This is a genomic window from Plantactinospora sp. ZYX-F-223 (genome assembly GCF_039649625.1).
Classification (GTDB): Bacteria; Actinomycetota; Actinomycetes; order Mycobacteriales; family Micromonosporaceae; genus Plantactinospora.
Map to the genome: position 1 here is coordinate 1 of NZ_JBDJAV010000097.1, position 13,815 is coordinate 13,815.

At 68.3% G+C, this 13,815-nt stretch carries 9 protein-coding genes and 3 pseudogenes; 9 read left to right on the forward strand and 3 right to left on the reverse strand.

The genetic code is table 11. The features are described 5' to 3' along the window. Positions 1-113: 113 nt before the first annotated feature. A pseudogene (locus AAH979_RS41570) lies at positions 114-518 on the forward strand (helix-turn-helix domain-containing protein); the annotation flags it as partial. Positions 519-1,146: 628 nt separating this feature from the next. On the opposite strand, the gene AAH979_RS41575 reads toward AAH979_RS41570, so the two are convergent. Both AAH979_RS41575 and AAH979_RS41580 read right to left on the reverse strand, forming a co-directional pair. Continuing rightward, entirely contained in the window at positions 1,147-1,899 is a 753-nt protein-coding gene (locus AAH979_RS41575; protein WP_346263617.1) for an SDR family oxidoreductase, read from the reverse strand. 116 nt (positions 1,900-2,015) lie between these two features. Continuing rightward, positions 2,016-2,231: pseudogene (locus tag AAH979_RS41580) on the reverse strand (IS982 family transposase); the annotation flags it as partial. A gap of 58 nt (positions 2,232-2,289) precedes the next feature. Between AAH979_RS41580 and AAH979_RS41585 the strand changes: the two are divergent. The 5 genes and pseudogenes from AAH979_RS41585 to AAH979_RS41605 form a co-directional block, all read left to right on the forward strand. After that, on the forward strand, positions 2,290-2,655 hold the full coding sequence (locus tag AAH979_RS41585; protein WP_346263618.1) for a dihydrofolate reductase family protein: 366 nt from the start codon (positions 2,290-2,292) through the stop codon (positions 2,653-2,655). Between the two features lie 605 nt (positions 2,656-3,260). Next, entirely contained in the window at positions 3,261-6,143 is a 2,883-nt protein-coding gene (locus AAH979_RS41590; protein WP_346263619.1) for a BTAD domain-containing putative transcriptional regulator, read from the forward strand. A 346-nt stretch (positions 6,144-6,489) separates the two neighbouring features. Continuing rightward, positions 6,490-8,406 (forward strand): VWD domain-containing protein, encoded by a 1,917-nt coding sequence (locus AAH979_RS41595; RefSeq protein ID WP_346263620.1) that lies wholly within the window; start codon positions 6,490-6,492, stop codon positions 8,404-8,406. Positions 8,407-8,667: 261 nt separating this feature from the next. After that, entirely contained in the window at positions 8,668-10,689 is a 2,022-nt protein-coding gene (locus AAH979_RS41600) for a serine protease (RefSeq protein ID WP_346263621.1), read from the forward strand. Positions 10,690-10,859: 170 nt separating this feature from the next. Then, a pseudogene (locus AAH979_RS41605) lies at positions 10,860-11,018 on the forward strand (transcriptional regulator); the annotation flags it as partial. 117 nt (positions 11,019-11,135) lie between these two features. Here the strand turns inward: AAH979_RS41605 and AAH979_RS41610 are convergent. After that, positions 11,136-11,933 carry an SDR family oxidoreductase gene (locus tag AAH979_RS41610; protein ID WP_346263622.1) on the reverse strand — a complete coding sequence of 266 codons (798 nt, stop codon included), beginning with the start codon at positions 11,931-11,933 and terminating at the stop codon, positions 11,136-11,138. A 47-nt stretch (positions 11,934-11,980) separates the two neighbouring features. Here AAH979_RS41610 and AAH979_RS41615 point away from each other — a divergent pair, with 47 nt between their 5' ends. From AAH979_RS41615 to AAH979_RS41625, 3 genes are all read left to right on the forward strand, one after another. After that, entirely contained in the window at positions 11,981-12,601 is a 621-nt protein-coding gene (locus tag AAH979_RS41615; protein ID WP_346263623.1) for a TetR/AcrR family transcriptional regulator, read from the forward strand. A gap of 133 nt (positions 12,602-12,734) precedes the next feature. After that, positions 12,735-12,953, forward strand: coding sequence for a hypothetical protein (locus tag AAH979_RS41620; protein WP_346263624.1), 219 nt, complete (start codon positions 12,735-12,737; stop codon positions 12,951-12,953). 176 nt (positions 12,954-13,129) lie between these two features. Next, positions 13,130-13,609 carry a YcxB family protein gene (locus AAH979_RS41625; protein WP_346263625.1) on the forward strand — a complete coding sequence of 160 codons (480 nt, stop codon included), beginning with the start codon at positions 13,130-13,132 and terminating at the stop codon, positions 13,607-13,609. Positions 13,610-13,815: the final 206 nt, after the last annotated feature.

Consider the following 13,815-nt stretch of genomic DNA (forward strand, 5'->3'; position numbering starts at 1 on the left):
GCGTCCCATCGCGCGGCGGATGCCGTGCCGTTGGCAGGCCTCGGCGAAGTCGCTACTGGTGTACTGGGCGGATTCAACCGGTCGTCGCAATACCTCGTCGGAGAGGTGGAGCGATGGCGTGCGGGCCGAGGCAGAAGCAGGTTCGGGAGTATCGGGGTCAGATGCCTTCGCCGGGGCGTCCGACGGTGGCGTGGCGTGAGGACCGGGTCAAGTTCTGGGCTGCGATCCGATCCGGTGTGATGACTGAGGACGCGGCCTCGGCGGCTGGCGTGTCCTCGCCGGTCGGGATCCGGTGGTTCCGGCACGCTGGCGGCGTGAAGCCTGCGTTGCCGCCGACGGTGTCGGGCCGATATCTGTCGTTCAGTGAACGCGAGGACATCGCGCTGTCGCGGGCGCAGGGCATCGGTGTTCGGGAGATCGCACGCCGCCTCGGCCGGGACCCATCGACGATCTCGCGGGAGTTACGGCGCAACGCCTCGACCAGGACGTACCGGTTGGACTACAAGGCTTCGACCGCGTCCCAGGTCTGCCATCCACACGAGCGCGGCCCTCGCACGCCGCTCACGCAACCATCCCGGACGGCTAAGCACCGTCTTGAAAAGTGGGAACGTGTTGTTGTCCCAGACGTCCGCGATTCGGGCGACAGCCTGCCGATCGAAGTAGCGACCATCGGCCGTTAGTTCCCCGACCCGGGCCACCGACCGGTCTAGCAGCGCGGCGAACATCAACATGGCAGAAGACCCGGTCATGACCACGAAGCCTAAGGACGACCCGACACGCCCATCCAGACCACGGGCCTCGAACCCGACTCATCCGCGATCACGCCCTCTCATCCGAGCCCAGGAGCGTGCGCCGGAGGCCCAACAGGGCCCCTGCGACACTGTAGCGACGTCAGGGATCTCGGTATCCGAACGACCGCCAGGCGCTGGTTCTGCACCGGCTCGTTCACCGGCGACGACGGAACCCACATTCCGTCCGTGGCGCCAAAGACATCTGCCTCGCTCTCGACATCGACGCCGCTCCGAAACACGTCGAAGGCACCCGCGCAAAGCTGAAACGCCTGGTCAGCCGCAACATACTCACCGAGAGTCAGCCCGGAATATTCACTCTCGCCCTGAAACGGGCCTAATCTCCGTAACCGCCCTCTCAAGTCGCGAGGGCCCCGCCGTCCACGGGGAGGAGTACACCGTGGATGTGTGACGCGTCTTCACTGGCAAGGAAGATCACAGCCGCGGCGGTATCCTGCACGCTGCCCGTACGCCTGTCCGGGTTGTTCTCGGCGAGCTTCTCCAGGAGGGGGCGGAGGTCTTCGTTCCCCTCCGTGATGGTGGGTCCGGGGGCGACGGTGTTCACCCGCACGCCGTCGGCGGCCAACTCCGCGGCCCACGACCTCGTCAGCGAGTGCAGGCCTGCCTTGCTGGCACCGTACAGCGAGGTGAACTTGATTCCCTCTACGCCGCCGATCGAGCCTATGTTGATCACCGAGCCGCCGCCGTGCTCCACCATCGCGGGCACCAGGGCCGCCGTCAGAAGGAACGGGGCCTTGATGTTGACCTCCAGCACCTGGTCGATCTGTTCCTCGGTCGACTCTGTCATGGGGTGAGGCGGCACGAGAAAGGCCGCATTGTTGACCAGGATGTCGATCGGCCGACCCGCCAGGGCCGTCGCCTCCTGTGCAAGGCGGCGGACCTCGGAGCCACCCGCAGAGAGGTCTGCCTCGACGAAGTGGGCGATGCCGCCCTCCGCGACGATTCCGTCGACGATCTGAGCACCGCGCTCCGAGCCAAGTCCGGTCACGACGACGATGGCGCCCTCGCGGGCCATCGCCTCCGCCACACCGCGCCCAATTCCGCTCGTCGAGCCTGTGACCAGTGCAGCGCGCCCCTCGAGACGATTCATGCGACTCATGCCAGTACCTCCGGTTGTTGCGGCGATGTCGATGGACGCGGGACGGCTAAACCTCTCGTCGAACCCATCCAAAGTTGCTTGCCCAAGCAAGTATCCAACGACTGCCACGCACAGTAACCGTACTGGGCCCAGCCGGCCAGGTCCGAGCGTTTGGCCGTCTCCCTCGAGCAGCCGCAGCCAACAGGCGTCGAGTCGACCACCCACACGTCGTCGCTCCACAGCGAGGTGTCGGTCGCCAGCATGCGGATCATGCAAGTGATCAGTCCGGACGCGGCCCGTAGCCGCTTGTTGTAGCCGGACTGCTGGGGCGGATACGGGAACAGGTGGCGGAAGTCGCGGCTTGCGCGGCGGATGGCACGAGGACCCCGAGTGGAGGGGCGCGTGAGTGTCAACCCGCCGTTTCACACACCGCGCTTCGTCCTCACCCATCATCCGCGCCCGTCGATCGAGATGGCGGGCGGCACGACCTTCCATTTCATCGACGCTTCGCCGGCCGAGGCGCTCCAGACGGCCCGCGCGGCTGCGGGCGGCCTGGACGTACGCATCGGCGGAGGTCCCACCGTGATCCGTGACTTCCTCGCTGCCGGACTCGTCGACCACATGCACATCGTGGTGGTCCCGATCCTGCTCGGCCGAGGCGTACGCCGCTGGGACGGATTGGAAGGCATCGAGAAGGACTACCAGGTCGAGGCCACCTCCTCGCCCAGCGGAGTCACCCATGTGACGTTCACCCGTGCGGGTGCCTGAACCGCCCCGGTCGAGAAGCCGGGACGGGGCCGCTGCCGGGGGTGGCTGGTCGACCGGGACCCAACGGACCGTGGAACCGCACATGATCGGCGTACCGGAGCGCATGCGAGTGACGTGCCCGGCGGTCGCCGGACCCGCGCGAGCGAAGCGAGCGCCTGAACTGGGCCGGATGGAAGGGGAAGCGCCGTGACCACGATGCTGGAGTTCGGTGCCGACTACTTCTTCAGCCTCAACCGGTACGTGTTCTGCGCTACCCGCTGATCCGCGGGACCAGGGAGCGCGGGATGTCCCGGGACTTGTCGTCGTCAGGGCCGCCGCCACGCGTGCCCGGGCGGGTCGCCGCTGATCGCGACCACCGGTCGTCCCGACGTCGACGACCTCGTTTCCCGCGCCGTCCAGATCGTCCACGAGTCTCCACCACGCCGGTCGTAGCGGATCGGCCCCAGGTAGCGACTCTCAGCCATGAAGTAGGCACACACGGCTTCTCCGCGGTGCGACAATCGCCCGGGAGGCGTGGCGCGTTTCTGAATGGACGAGCCGCCCGCGAGCCGGGGTCAGCTCGGGGTACGGCGAGTTCGCTCCGATAGCGGACCAGGGTGGGCTGCGTGAGGTTTCGGGTGCTGGGACCGATGGAAGTCCAGCTCGACGGTGGCCGGATGGAGCTGGCCGGGTCACGGGAGCAGCGGATCCTCGCGGCCCTGCTGCTCGACACCTGTCAGGTCGTGCCGGTGTCGCGACTGGTCGAGGCGCTCTGGGACGATCGGCCCCCGCCGACCGCGGTCAAGGCCGTTCGCAACTGCGTGTCGACGCTGCGGGGGCGGTTGGCCAGCATGTCTGGACCGGCCGTGCTGATCGCCACCGAGCCAGGCGGGTACGCGCTGCGGATCCGGGACGACGACGTCGACCTGCGGGTCTTCGCCGACCGGGTACGCGCGGGCCGGTCCCTGGCCACGGAGGGGAACCTCGCCGGCGCGGTCACGAAGCTACGGCAGGCGCTGGCGCTGTGGCGCGGGCCAGCCTTCACCGGGGTGACCGGGCGGCTGATCGAGACGACTGCGGCCCGGCTGGACGAGGAGCGCCGCAGGCTGCAGGAGGAGTGCCTGTCGCACGAACTCGCGCTGGGGCGTGGGCCAGAGCTGGTCGACGAGATCGCCGCGCTGATCGCGGAGGAACCGCTGCGGGAACGGGCGCAGGGACAGCTCATGCTCGCCCTGTATCGCGCGGGCCGCCGAGCCGAGGCGCTGGACGTGTACCAACGGGCGCGGCGGCTGCTGGTCCGGGAAGTTGGCATCGAGCCGGGACCGGAGCTGACCGAGTTGCACCGGGCGATTCTCGACGGCGATCGGCGGCTGGGCTCGGTACCGACGATTACCCCGCTCCTGCGGCCGATGCCCGGCCCGCAGCCCCGGCCAGCGCCTGTGCATCCGGTTCCGGCGCAACTGCCGGCGCAGCCGTACGCCTTCACGGGCCGTACCGCGCAGCTCGCCGAGATACTCGGTCTGCTGGAGGCGGCCACCCGATCAGGCACGACGGCGCTGGCGATGCTGTCGGGGACCGCCGGAGTGGGAAAGACGGCGTTGGCCGTCCACTTCGCCCGCCGGGTCGCCGAGCGGTTTCCCGATGGACAGTTGTACGTTGACCTGCGGGGATACCACCCGACTGGTTCTGTGCTGGATCCCGGCGAGGCGGTACGCGGATTCTTGGACGCGTTCGGCGTACCGGCTCGGCAGCTACCGGCCGGTGCCGCCGCTGCGTCGGCCCTGCTGCGTACCCTCCTGGCGGGTCGCCGGGTGCTGATGGTGCTGGACAACGCCCGTGACGCCGAACAGGTCCGGCCACTGCTGCCCGGCGGTCCCGGCTGTCTCACGCTGGTCACCAGCCGCAGTCGGCTGACCGGTTTGGTCGCCAGCGACGGCGCGCATCCACTCACGCTCGGGCTGCTTTCGTCCGACGAGGCGCACCAGTTGCTGACCCGCCGGCTCGGTACGGCGCGGGTGGCCGCCGAGCCACAGGCGGTGGCGGCCATCGTCACCCGGTCCGCCGGACTCCCCCTAGCCCTGGCGATCGTGGCCGCCCGGGCGGCGAGCCATCCCACCTTCCCGCTGTCCGCGATCGCGCAGGAGCTGGAGAAGGCACGCGGCGGGTTGGACGCGTTCACCGGGATCGATGCCAGCACCGACGCACGGTCCGTCTTCTCCTGGTCGTATCAGACCCTGACCGGGCCGGCGGCGCGGCTGTTCCGGCTACTCAGCCTGCACCCCGGCCCGGACCTGGACCTGCTCGCGGCGGCCAGCCTCGCCGGTGTCCCAGCACATCTGGCGCGCGCGCCGCTGGCCGAACTGGCGCACGCGCACCTGATCGCGGAGCACACCCCCGGCCGGTACGCGATGCACGACCTGCTCCGGGCGTATGCGGGGGAACGCGCGCGCGGCGAGGAGACCGAATCCGGGCGGCGGGCCGCGACTCGCCGGATGTTCGACCACTACCTGTACGGCGCCCACACGGCGGACGTCCGGCTGTACCCGCACCGCGACTCGATCCGCCTACCGGACCGGTCCGACGAGGTCACCACGGTGGAGATCAGCGACCGCGAGTCGGCGTGGGCCTGGTTCAGCGCGGAGCACCCGGTCCTGCTCAGTCTCACCCGGCAGCCTGCCAGTGCCGGGCACGAGACCCACGTGTGGCAGTTGGGGTGGTCCCTGACCACATTCCTGGACCGCCGTGGCCACTGGCACGACCAGGCTCTCGTGCAACGTGCCGCACTCCAGGCGGCTCGCCGGCTGCGGGACCGGGACGGCCAGGCCCGGGCCTACCGCAATCTCTCGGTGGCGGACCTGCGGTTGGGGCGGCGCACCGAGGCTCGCCTGCACCTGCGGCGCGCGCTGCGGCTCTACCGCGTGCTCGGCGACCTCGTCGGTCAGGCGCGCACCCTGCTCAACCTGGGTACGGTCGCCGAACACGCCCGCCGGCCGCGGCTCGCCCTGCGCTACGCCGAGCAGGCCCTGGGCCTGTTCCGCGCCGCCGGCCACCGGGCCGGCCAGGGAAACGCGCTGAACAACGTGGGCTGGTACCACATCCAGTTGGGTGACCACGAACAGGCGCTGCGCTGCTGTCGGGAGGCGCTACCGCTGCAGCAGGAGGTCGGCAACCGCTACTGGGAGGCGCACACCTGGGACAGCCTCGGGTACGCCCACCACCAACTGGGCCAGTACCCGCAGGCCACCGAGTGCTACCGCCGGGCCCTGACGCTCTGGCGTGAGGGAGGCGAACGCTACTACGAGGCCACCACCCTGACCCACATAGCTGACACCAGCTTCGCCGAGGGCCAGTCGCGGGCCGCGTACGACATCTGGCGGCGGGCCCTGGAGATCCTCACCGAGCTGGGGCACCCGGACGGCGAGAAGCTCCGGGAGAAATTGCGCGACGGCGGCCCGACCCCGCCAGACCGATCTCCTGGCGACGCAGGCGGGCGACACCTGTCCCGTTGAACGCGAGTGGCGCGCGGATCGAGCGTCTGCACGGCAGACAGACCGCCACGGCCGACGGGCGAGCCCGTGGATGGGGTGTGGACGATCCGTGGACGCTCACGCCGAGACTGATGGTGCGCCGCAATCGGTGAGCGCGTGAAAAGCGAGAAGGGAATCCTTTGGCGAAGCTGCCCTCTGGCGGCTGCCACGGCTCTGGTCTCCAGGGCAGTCCGCCATTGCAAATGCCTCGCGATCGCCTGACGCCCAGCCAGGTGTGGAGGCCCGGCCCTACCCAAACGATGCCGGCGACCGTAGGGAAAGGAAGACGATGCGGTTATCACCACGAACATGCGGAGCAAGACGCAGGTTGGCGAATGTCACGCTATTGGTGATCCTGCTGTCGACAGCAGCACCGACCGGTGCGGCGGCGGGCGCGCCGGCTACGACGGAGAATCTCCAAGCCTGGCAGACGAAGATGGAGCAGGTGGCGGAGCCGTCGGCGACGGGGTGCTTCACCGCCCGCTATCCCAGGCTGGTCTGGCGGGAAACCGCCTGTGTGGCCGCGCCGGCCACCCCGATGGAACCCAGAATCCCCGGACCGACCCCGCTGTCGGTGGGCAGCTACGACCATCTCGTCGCGGAGAGCCCGACCGGGTCGATCTCCCGCGCGGAAGGGACGTTCGAGCAGGTGACCGGGGTGGCGAGCGTTCGCTCACCCATCGAGCTCGGCGGCCCGGACGTGATCAACGCCTACACGCTTCAACTCAACACCAACTACTTCACCACCCCGCTGTGCAATCCGGACAGCGACTCGTGCCAGGGATGGCAACAGTTCATATTCGCCAACGACGGTACCAGCGGCCTGCTGTTCATCGAGTACTGGCTGCTCAACTATGCCAGCGACGACACCACGCCATGCCCGGCCACCTGGAGCACGCACTCCACCCTCGGCGGAATCTCCTGCTACAAGGACACTCCGGCAAAATCTATACCAGTCAATACGCTGATCAAGGACATGAGCAAGTTCGCACTGACCGGTGACATCAGTAAGGCGGACGCCGAGGTCACCTTCACCCCCGATGCCGGGATCACCCTGCACGAGCAGAAGGGCCCGAAGATCCTCGACGTCGGGTCGGATTGGAAACAGGCCGAGTTCAACGTGTTCGGCTACGGCAACGGGACCCAGGCCACCTTCAACTCCGGCGCGTCAACTCGGGTCCGTACGAGGATCGACTACGGCGGGACCGTCGAGCCCAACTGCGTGACCGCCGGCTTCACCGCCGAGAGCAACAACCTCTTCCTGGGTGACCTCGCGACGAACCCGCCGGCCCCGCCCAAGGTCGGACCTCCGCCCGCCACCGCTGGCCCGGCTCTCATCTTCTACGAGAAGAGTGGGTCGGGCATCCTGACCGCCGAATGCAGCAGGGCCGTGACTGTTGGCGACACCCATCAGGCCACGTTCGCCGGTCTGCTGTACGACTTCCAGGCGTCGGGCGACTTCGTCGAGGCGCAGGTCGGCCCCGCGTTCGAGGTCCAGAGCCGGAAGGTGTCCGGTGCGCCGAGCTGGCCCAACACCTCGGTCAACCGATCAGCCGCCGTCAGGATGGGTAACACCACGGTGGCGGTGTGCGAGGGAACGCGTCTGATCGTGGACGGGGCACCCGCCGCCCTGCCCCCGGGCGGGTCGGTGACCCTGCCCTCCGGGGTGCGGATCCAGCGCGCCGGAAACATTCATTACGTCAGAGACGCGTCCGGTAACGGGATGCGTGTCGAGTTGAGGGGCGCCTACATCGATCTGCACGTCGGCCTCGGCCGGTGGCCGACGACGGTGCGCGGCCTGTTGGGCAACCCCAACAACGACCCTACCCGGCTCGAAGCCAGGGACGGCGCCCAGTTCGTCGTGCCGAGCTCATTCAACACCCAGTTCTTCAACTTCCTGTACAACAGGTTCGGCCCCAGTTGGCGGGTCCCGGCCACCTCGTCGCTGCTCGCTCCCTGCAACACAGTCACCCCGGGCAACCCGACCGCGCCGTTCTTCGCCCGTGACCTGCCCTGGGAGCTGCGGCAGTCGGCGGAGTTGGGCTGCCGCCAGGCCGGGGTCGCGCAGGCATGGCTGGACACCTGCACCTTGGACGTCGCCGTGCTCGGCACGACGTCGGCCGCGGCCGTCTACGTCGGACGCGGGGCCCCGATCGTCGACGGTAACCGTACCCCGCCAGATTGTGCACCGGCCGGCTGTCGAGAATCTCGCCACCCTTTTGCGCAGCCCGCTGAAAGCGATTAGTGCCGGTAAGACACGCCGGGGATGCCCCAGTTGGCTGGGGCATCCCCGCCACGGCTACGCCCGTGTCCGTGTCGATGGGGCGCGGCAATCGCCGCCCCTCATCGTCACTCCGATTGCGGATCACCTGCCAGCGATTTCGGAGGTTCACCTGTGCTACCACGCGATGAGCACGACAACATCAGCCGTTCCGCGCGGGCCGGACGGCCACGGCGGTCTGCCGGATCGATCGGCCGAGGTGCCGCCGCCGCGCTGGTCGCGGTCATGGCACTGCCGGGCGCGGCCCAGGCCGACGTACCCAAGCCTGCGGAGCCAGCCCAGGTCCAACCCGCCTCCGGCGGCCAGACGCAGGACACCGATCCGGCGCCGAAGCCGCTGTTGCCGTCCCAGAAGGAGCCCGGCCCGAAGCCCCGACCGGACGGCCCGAGCACCAACATCGTCGGCGGATCCCCGGCCGCCGCGGGCGAGTTCCCCTACTTCGTATCGCTGCAAAGATCCACCGGGGGAGCCTTCTGCGGTGGCTCCCTCATGTCGACCACGAAGGTGCTCACCGCGGCACACTGCGTCGACGGCGGCGTGAACCCGGCCAGCATCCAGGTCAGCATCGGCGGAACCACCCTGGTTCCCAGTAACGGCGTCGTCCGGAACATCAGCGCGGTCACGGTCCATCCGGACTGGGACCCGGACACTTTCCAGAACGACGCGGCGGTCCTGACCCTGGCGACCCCCATCGTCCGGACCGACCCGGACGTGCAGTGGCTGCGGCTGGCGCGCGGCAACGAGCTCGGCCTGGTCGATCCGGGCGACACCTCGACGGTGATCGGCCACGGCCGCGTCTGCTCAGGCTGCGCGGCGTCGAACCAGCTCCTCAAGGTGGCGGTGCCCGTCCAGTCCGACGCGACGATGTCGACGGCGTACGGCGCGTCGTTCCACGGTCCGACAATGGTCGGCGCTGGTCCGCTCTCCGGGGGGAAGGACTCCTGCCAGGGCGACTCCGGCGGCCCACTGCTGATCACGTCGACCCCGCAGGACATCCAGATCGGCAACGTGAGCTGGGGCTTCGGCTGCGCCGAGCCCAACTACCCCGGCGTTTACGGCGAGCTCTACCAGGGCGCCATGGCGACCTTCGTCAACGGCCAGGTCTCCCGCCCGTCCCACGACCAATTCACCGCCGCGGCCACGCTCGGCGGCAACGCCGGATCAGTCGTCGGTACCAATGAGAACGCCACGGTGGATCCGGCCGAACCAGCGGGCGAGACCACCGTCTGGTACAGCTGGACACCCACGGTCAGCGGCAACGCCAAGATCGCGGTCAACCAGCATGGTTTCGACTCGAAACTGCACGTCTACACCGGCTCGTCCTTGTCGGCGCTGACGCAGGTGGCGTTCAACGACGACGCCAACGGCACGCTGCAGTCCGAGGTCGAGTTTCCCGCCGTGGCCGGCACCACGTACCGGGTGCGGGTGGACGGCTACGGATTCGACTATGGCAGGTACCGGCTCGGCTACGGCGTCAACCGGCCGGCCAACGACAACTTCGCCGGCTCCCAGTTGCTCACCAGCCCGTTCGGTACGGTCGCCGCGAGCACGGCCAACGCCACCGGAGAGGCCGGCGAGCCTAGCGAGGGGACGGGGTGGGCGGACGCGACACTGTGGTACACGTGGGTGGCGCCGGAGTCGGGCATCGCGCGTTTCACCACGTACGGATCCAAGTTCGACACCACTCTGGCCGCCTATACCGGTGACTTTCTGCCCGAGCTCATCGTGGCGGCACACAGCGACGACTTCAACGACACGTTACAGTCGTTGATCTCCTTCGCCGTGACGGCCACGTCGGTCTACCGGATCCAGGTGGGTGGCTACGACAGCCAACGGGGCGATCTCCGCCTTCAGTACAGCGTCAACCCGGAGGCCAACGACCTGTACTCCACCGGGCAGGTCATCAGCGGCGGCTCCGGAACGGTCGCCGGGTCGAACAACCGGGCTATCGCCGAGCCCGGTGAGCCGGCCTTCGAATCGACCCCCGAAACCAGCATCTGGTACCGCTGGACCGCGCCGAGCACAGGCACCGTCCAATTCCGTACATGTGGGTCAAACTTCGACACCACCCTGGCGGCAGCCACCGGCACGGCCATCACCGGGCTGACCGAGATCGCGTCGAACGACAACTCCACCTGCGGGTCTCAGTCGATCATCAGCTTTGCCGCGACGGCGGCGCAGACGTACTACATCTGGGTCGACGGGATCGACGCCGCCCGGGGCGACGTCGTGCTGTCCTGGAGCTGACGCCAGGAGGAAGCCACCGAACTGGCGCACGCCGGCGGTGTCGCGCGACCGTACGCGACACTGCCGGCGTGCCAGCTCAACCGGGGTTGGGGCCACCGGACACGCGCGGGCACCGACCTAATCTGCAAAAGATGGTTTGTGCAAATGGTCTTTTGCGTTATGGCGAGGTCATGCCCGCTTCTCTCGTGGCGCCCGGCCCAGACCTGGACTCGGCCTTCGCCGCCCTCGGTGACCCCGTCCGTCGCGCCTTGGTGACTCGTCTCGCGCAGGGTGACGCCACGGTGGGAGAGCTGCTTCGCCCGGTGGCTGCTCCTCCCGACACACGGCCGCCGACCCACATGATGCTCAACCAGATGCACGCACCTCGGTGCAACCGACTCCGGCGAGCAGCGCCCGCCGTCGATTTCGGTGACGAGCGGATCGCGGCTTTTCCGCATAGGGATGTGTCACAGGTGTGCGCCGCCGGTGGCGTCGAGATGCTGGCCGGTGACCCAGCGGGCCTCGTCGGAAGCGAGGAAGGCCACCACGTCGGCGATGTCGGCGGGTTGGCCGACCCGGTTGAACGCGGAGAAGGAGCCCCAGAAAGCGAGTTGTTCAGGGTTGTCCCGCAGCCAGACGGCGTTGCTGTCCACGTCGACGATGCCAGGGACCACCGAGTTGACCGTGATACCGCGTTCGCCGAGCTGCTTGGCGAGGGTGAAGGTGAGAGTGTGGATGGCGCCCTTGGTCAGCGAGTAGGTGATCATCGCCGGTGCGGCGATGCGGGTGACGCCGGAGGAGATGTTGATGACCCGGCCGTTGTTCCGCAACTGGTTCAGGGCCTGCTGAAGGATGAAGAACGGGGCTTTCACGTTTACGGCGACGATCTTGTCGAATTCGGCCTCGGTCGTGCGGGCGAGGTCGTTGGAGCTCGCGATGCCGGCGTTGTTGACCACAATGTCGACGCCCGGTTCGGCGCCGGATTCGGTGAGGCCGGCGTCGAAGGCGGACCACAGCGCCTGTGCGTCGCCGGGTACACCCAGTTCAGCGCGGACCGCGAACGCGCGGCCGCCGGCTCCGGTGATGGCGGTGACGGTGTCGTTCGCGGCCGCCTCGTTGGTGCCGTAGTGGACGGCGACGAGGGCGCCGTCCGCCGCGAGTCGTGTGGCGATTGCCCGACCGATGCCTCGGCTGCCGCCCGTGACCAGAGCGGTCTTGCCGTTGAGCAGTGCCATGATGCCGAGTGACCTTTCTGTAGTAATCACTATGTATTGCCTGGACATCAGGCTAGCGAGCGCTATAGAATGTGTCAATGGCCAATGATCGTCCCCGCCGGCGTGGCCGGCCCCGAGCCTTCGATCGGGACCAGGCCCTGTTGACGGCGCTGCACAAGTTCTGGCAACGCGGCTTCGAGCCGGTGTCGGTGGCCGAACTCACCGCGGCCATGGGCATCACGCCACCCAGCCTCTACGCGGCGTTCGGCGACAAGAAGACTCTGTTCCGCGAGGTGGTCGAGCGCTATCAGCAGACTCACGGCGCGTTCTTCGCGACGGCACTCGCGGCGGAGGAGTCCGTGCGCGACGGTGTCGCCCGCGCGCTACGCGCCGCTGCGGTGGAGTACACCCGGCCCGAGCATCCACCTGGTTGCCTCGTCATCAGCGCGGCCGTCAACTGCACCGCAGCATCGGCTGACATCACCGAACTGCTGCGCGCCCAACGGACCGCCAACATCACCGCGCTGCGAAAGCGGATCGAGGCCGATGTCGCCGACGGCCGGCTGCCCGCCGGCACCGACGCCGGCCGTCTGGCCGTCCTCGTCGGCGTCATCCTGCAAGGCATGTCCCAGCACGCGCGCGACGGCGCCGGCACGGATGAGCTTCTCGCCGTTGCCGAAGCCGCTATGCTCACCTGGCCCGCGAAGATCGACGCGTAACCGTTTACACGCTGCGCATGATCCGATATCCGCTCATCGGCAGTTCCGGGCGCCGGTCAGACCGCCTCCACGTGACCGTGCGTGACGCGCGGATCGCGGCTACGAGCGTGCGTCTGTCAGCCATCATGTGCGGATGGCAGCAGACATCTCGACCACGCCCTTGAGCGATGCGGAGATGGAACAGCTCGTCGAGTTCCTCGCCCGGTACGTCAACACCGAGCTCGACCAGTTTGAGCATTGGCGGGTCGAGTCAGCCTACGGACCCGCGTTCATCGACATCTCACGCCACGCGTCGCACGACGCCCACTGGGCGATCTGGCCATTGCCCGCTTCCGTCGGCAAGGAGTCCTGAACGACAGCGCGTGCTCACCGGCTCGGCATGAAGTCTTCCGACCATGCGCCCGCCGCTTCGGTCAACGCCCAGGCTCCTTTCCGGTAGTGGCTCCTTCCACCCGAGTGGATGACCCACGAAGATCAACCACAAGAGCGGAACCGAGCCGGCCGTTCCATGCTGACTAGGATGCGGCGATGCAGATCTCCATGTGGGTCCCCTACGACGAGAAGCGACTACGGCGCACGCTCCGGTTCCTCCTCCGTCCGCAGCTGAACTCCGTCCGCATCCTGGGCGGAGTGCTGATCGTCCTCGGCCTCGCCCTGGTGGCACTGGAGCCCTCGATGCCGATGGCCTACGGGGCTTTGGTCCTCGGACTGCTGTTCGTGGTCGCGATCGCACCGATCACGGTGGCTCGGTCGGTGCGTATGCAGTCCGACGTCATCAAGGACGGGTTTCACATGACGCTGGACGACGAGTGGGTCACGGTGGCCAACCCGCTCGCCGAGTCGCGGTTTCGGTGGGCCGGCCTCGGCCGCGTCATCGAGACCCCCGAGGTCTGGTACATCATGTTCGGCAAGATCCAGGCGATCACGATCCCGAAGGACCTGTTGACCGAGGAGCAGCGGGCCGAGTTCGCCGCGTTCGTCAACGGGTTGCAACCCGCCTGGAAGTGACCGCCGCCCATGGCGAAACAGTCACGAGCCAAGACGATGGGGCCGCGAGCCGGCCGATCGTCGGGTTCGGCGCAGGCGAGCTTGACTACCCCGCCCTGAGCACGTCGTCGAGCGGCCAGGCGCGGCGCAGCATAAGCAGCCCGCGACCGTACGAAGGCGCTGGTGTTCGTCGCACAGTGAACCCGACAGGGCGGTGTACAGCGCCG

What these genes read in the sequence shown, in the direction of transcription:
- AAH979_RS41620 (WP_346263624.1), top strand. Translation starts at nt 12,735, where the DNA reads ATGGCAGCAGACATCTCGACCACGCCCTTGAGCGATGCGGAGATGGAA.
- AAH979_RS41575 (WP_346263617.1), bottom strand. Translation starts at nt 1,899, where the DNA reads ATGAATCGTCTCGAGGGGCGCGCTGCACTGGTCACAGGCTCGACGAGC.
- AAH979_RS41625 (WP_346263625.1), top strand. Translation starts at nt 13,130, where the DNA reads ATGCAGATCTCCATGTGGGTCCCCTACGACGAGAAGCGACTACGGCGC.
- AAH979_RS41615 (WP_346263623.1), top strand. Translation starts at nt 11,981, where the DNA reads ATGGCCAATGATCGTCCCCGCCGGCGTGGCCGGCCCCGAGCCTTCGAT.
- AAH979_RS41600 (WP_346263621.1), top strand. Translation starts at nt 8,668, where the DNA reads ATGGCACTGCCGGGCGCGGCCCAGGCCGACGTACCCAAGCCTGCGGAG.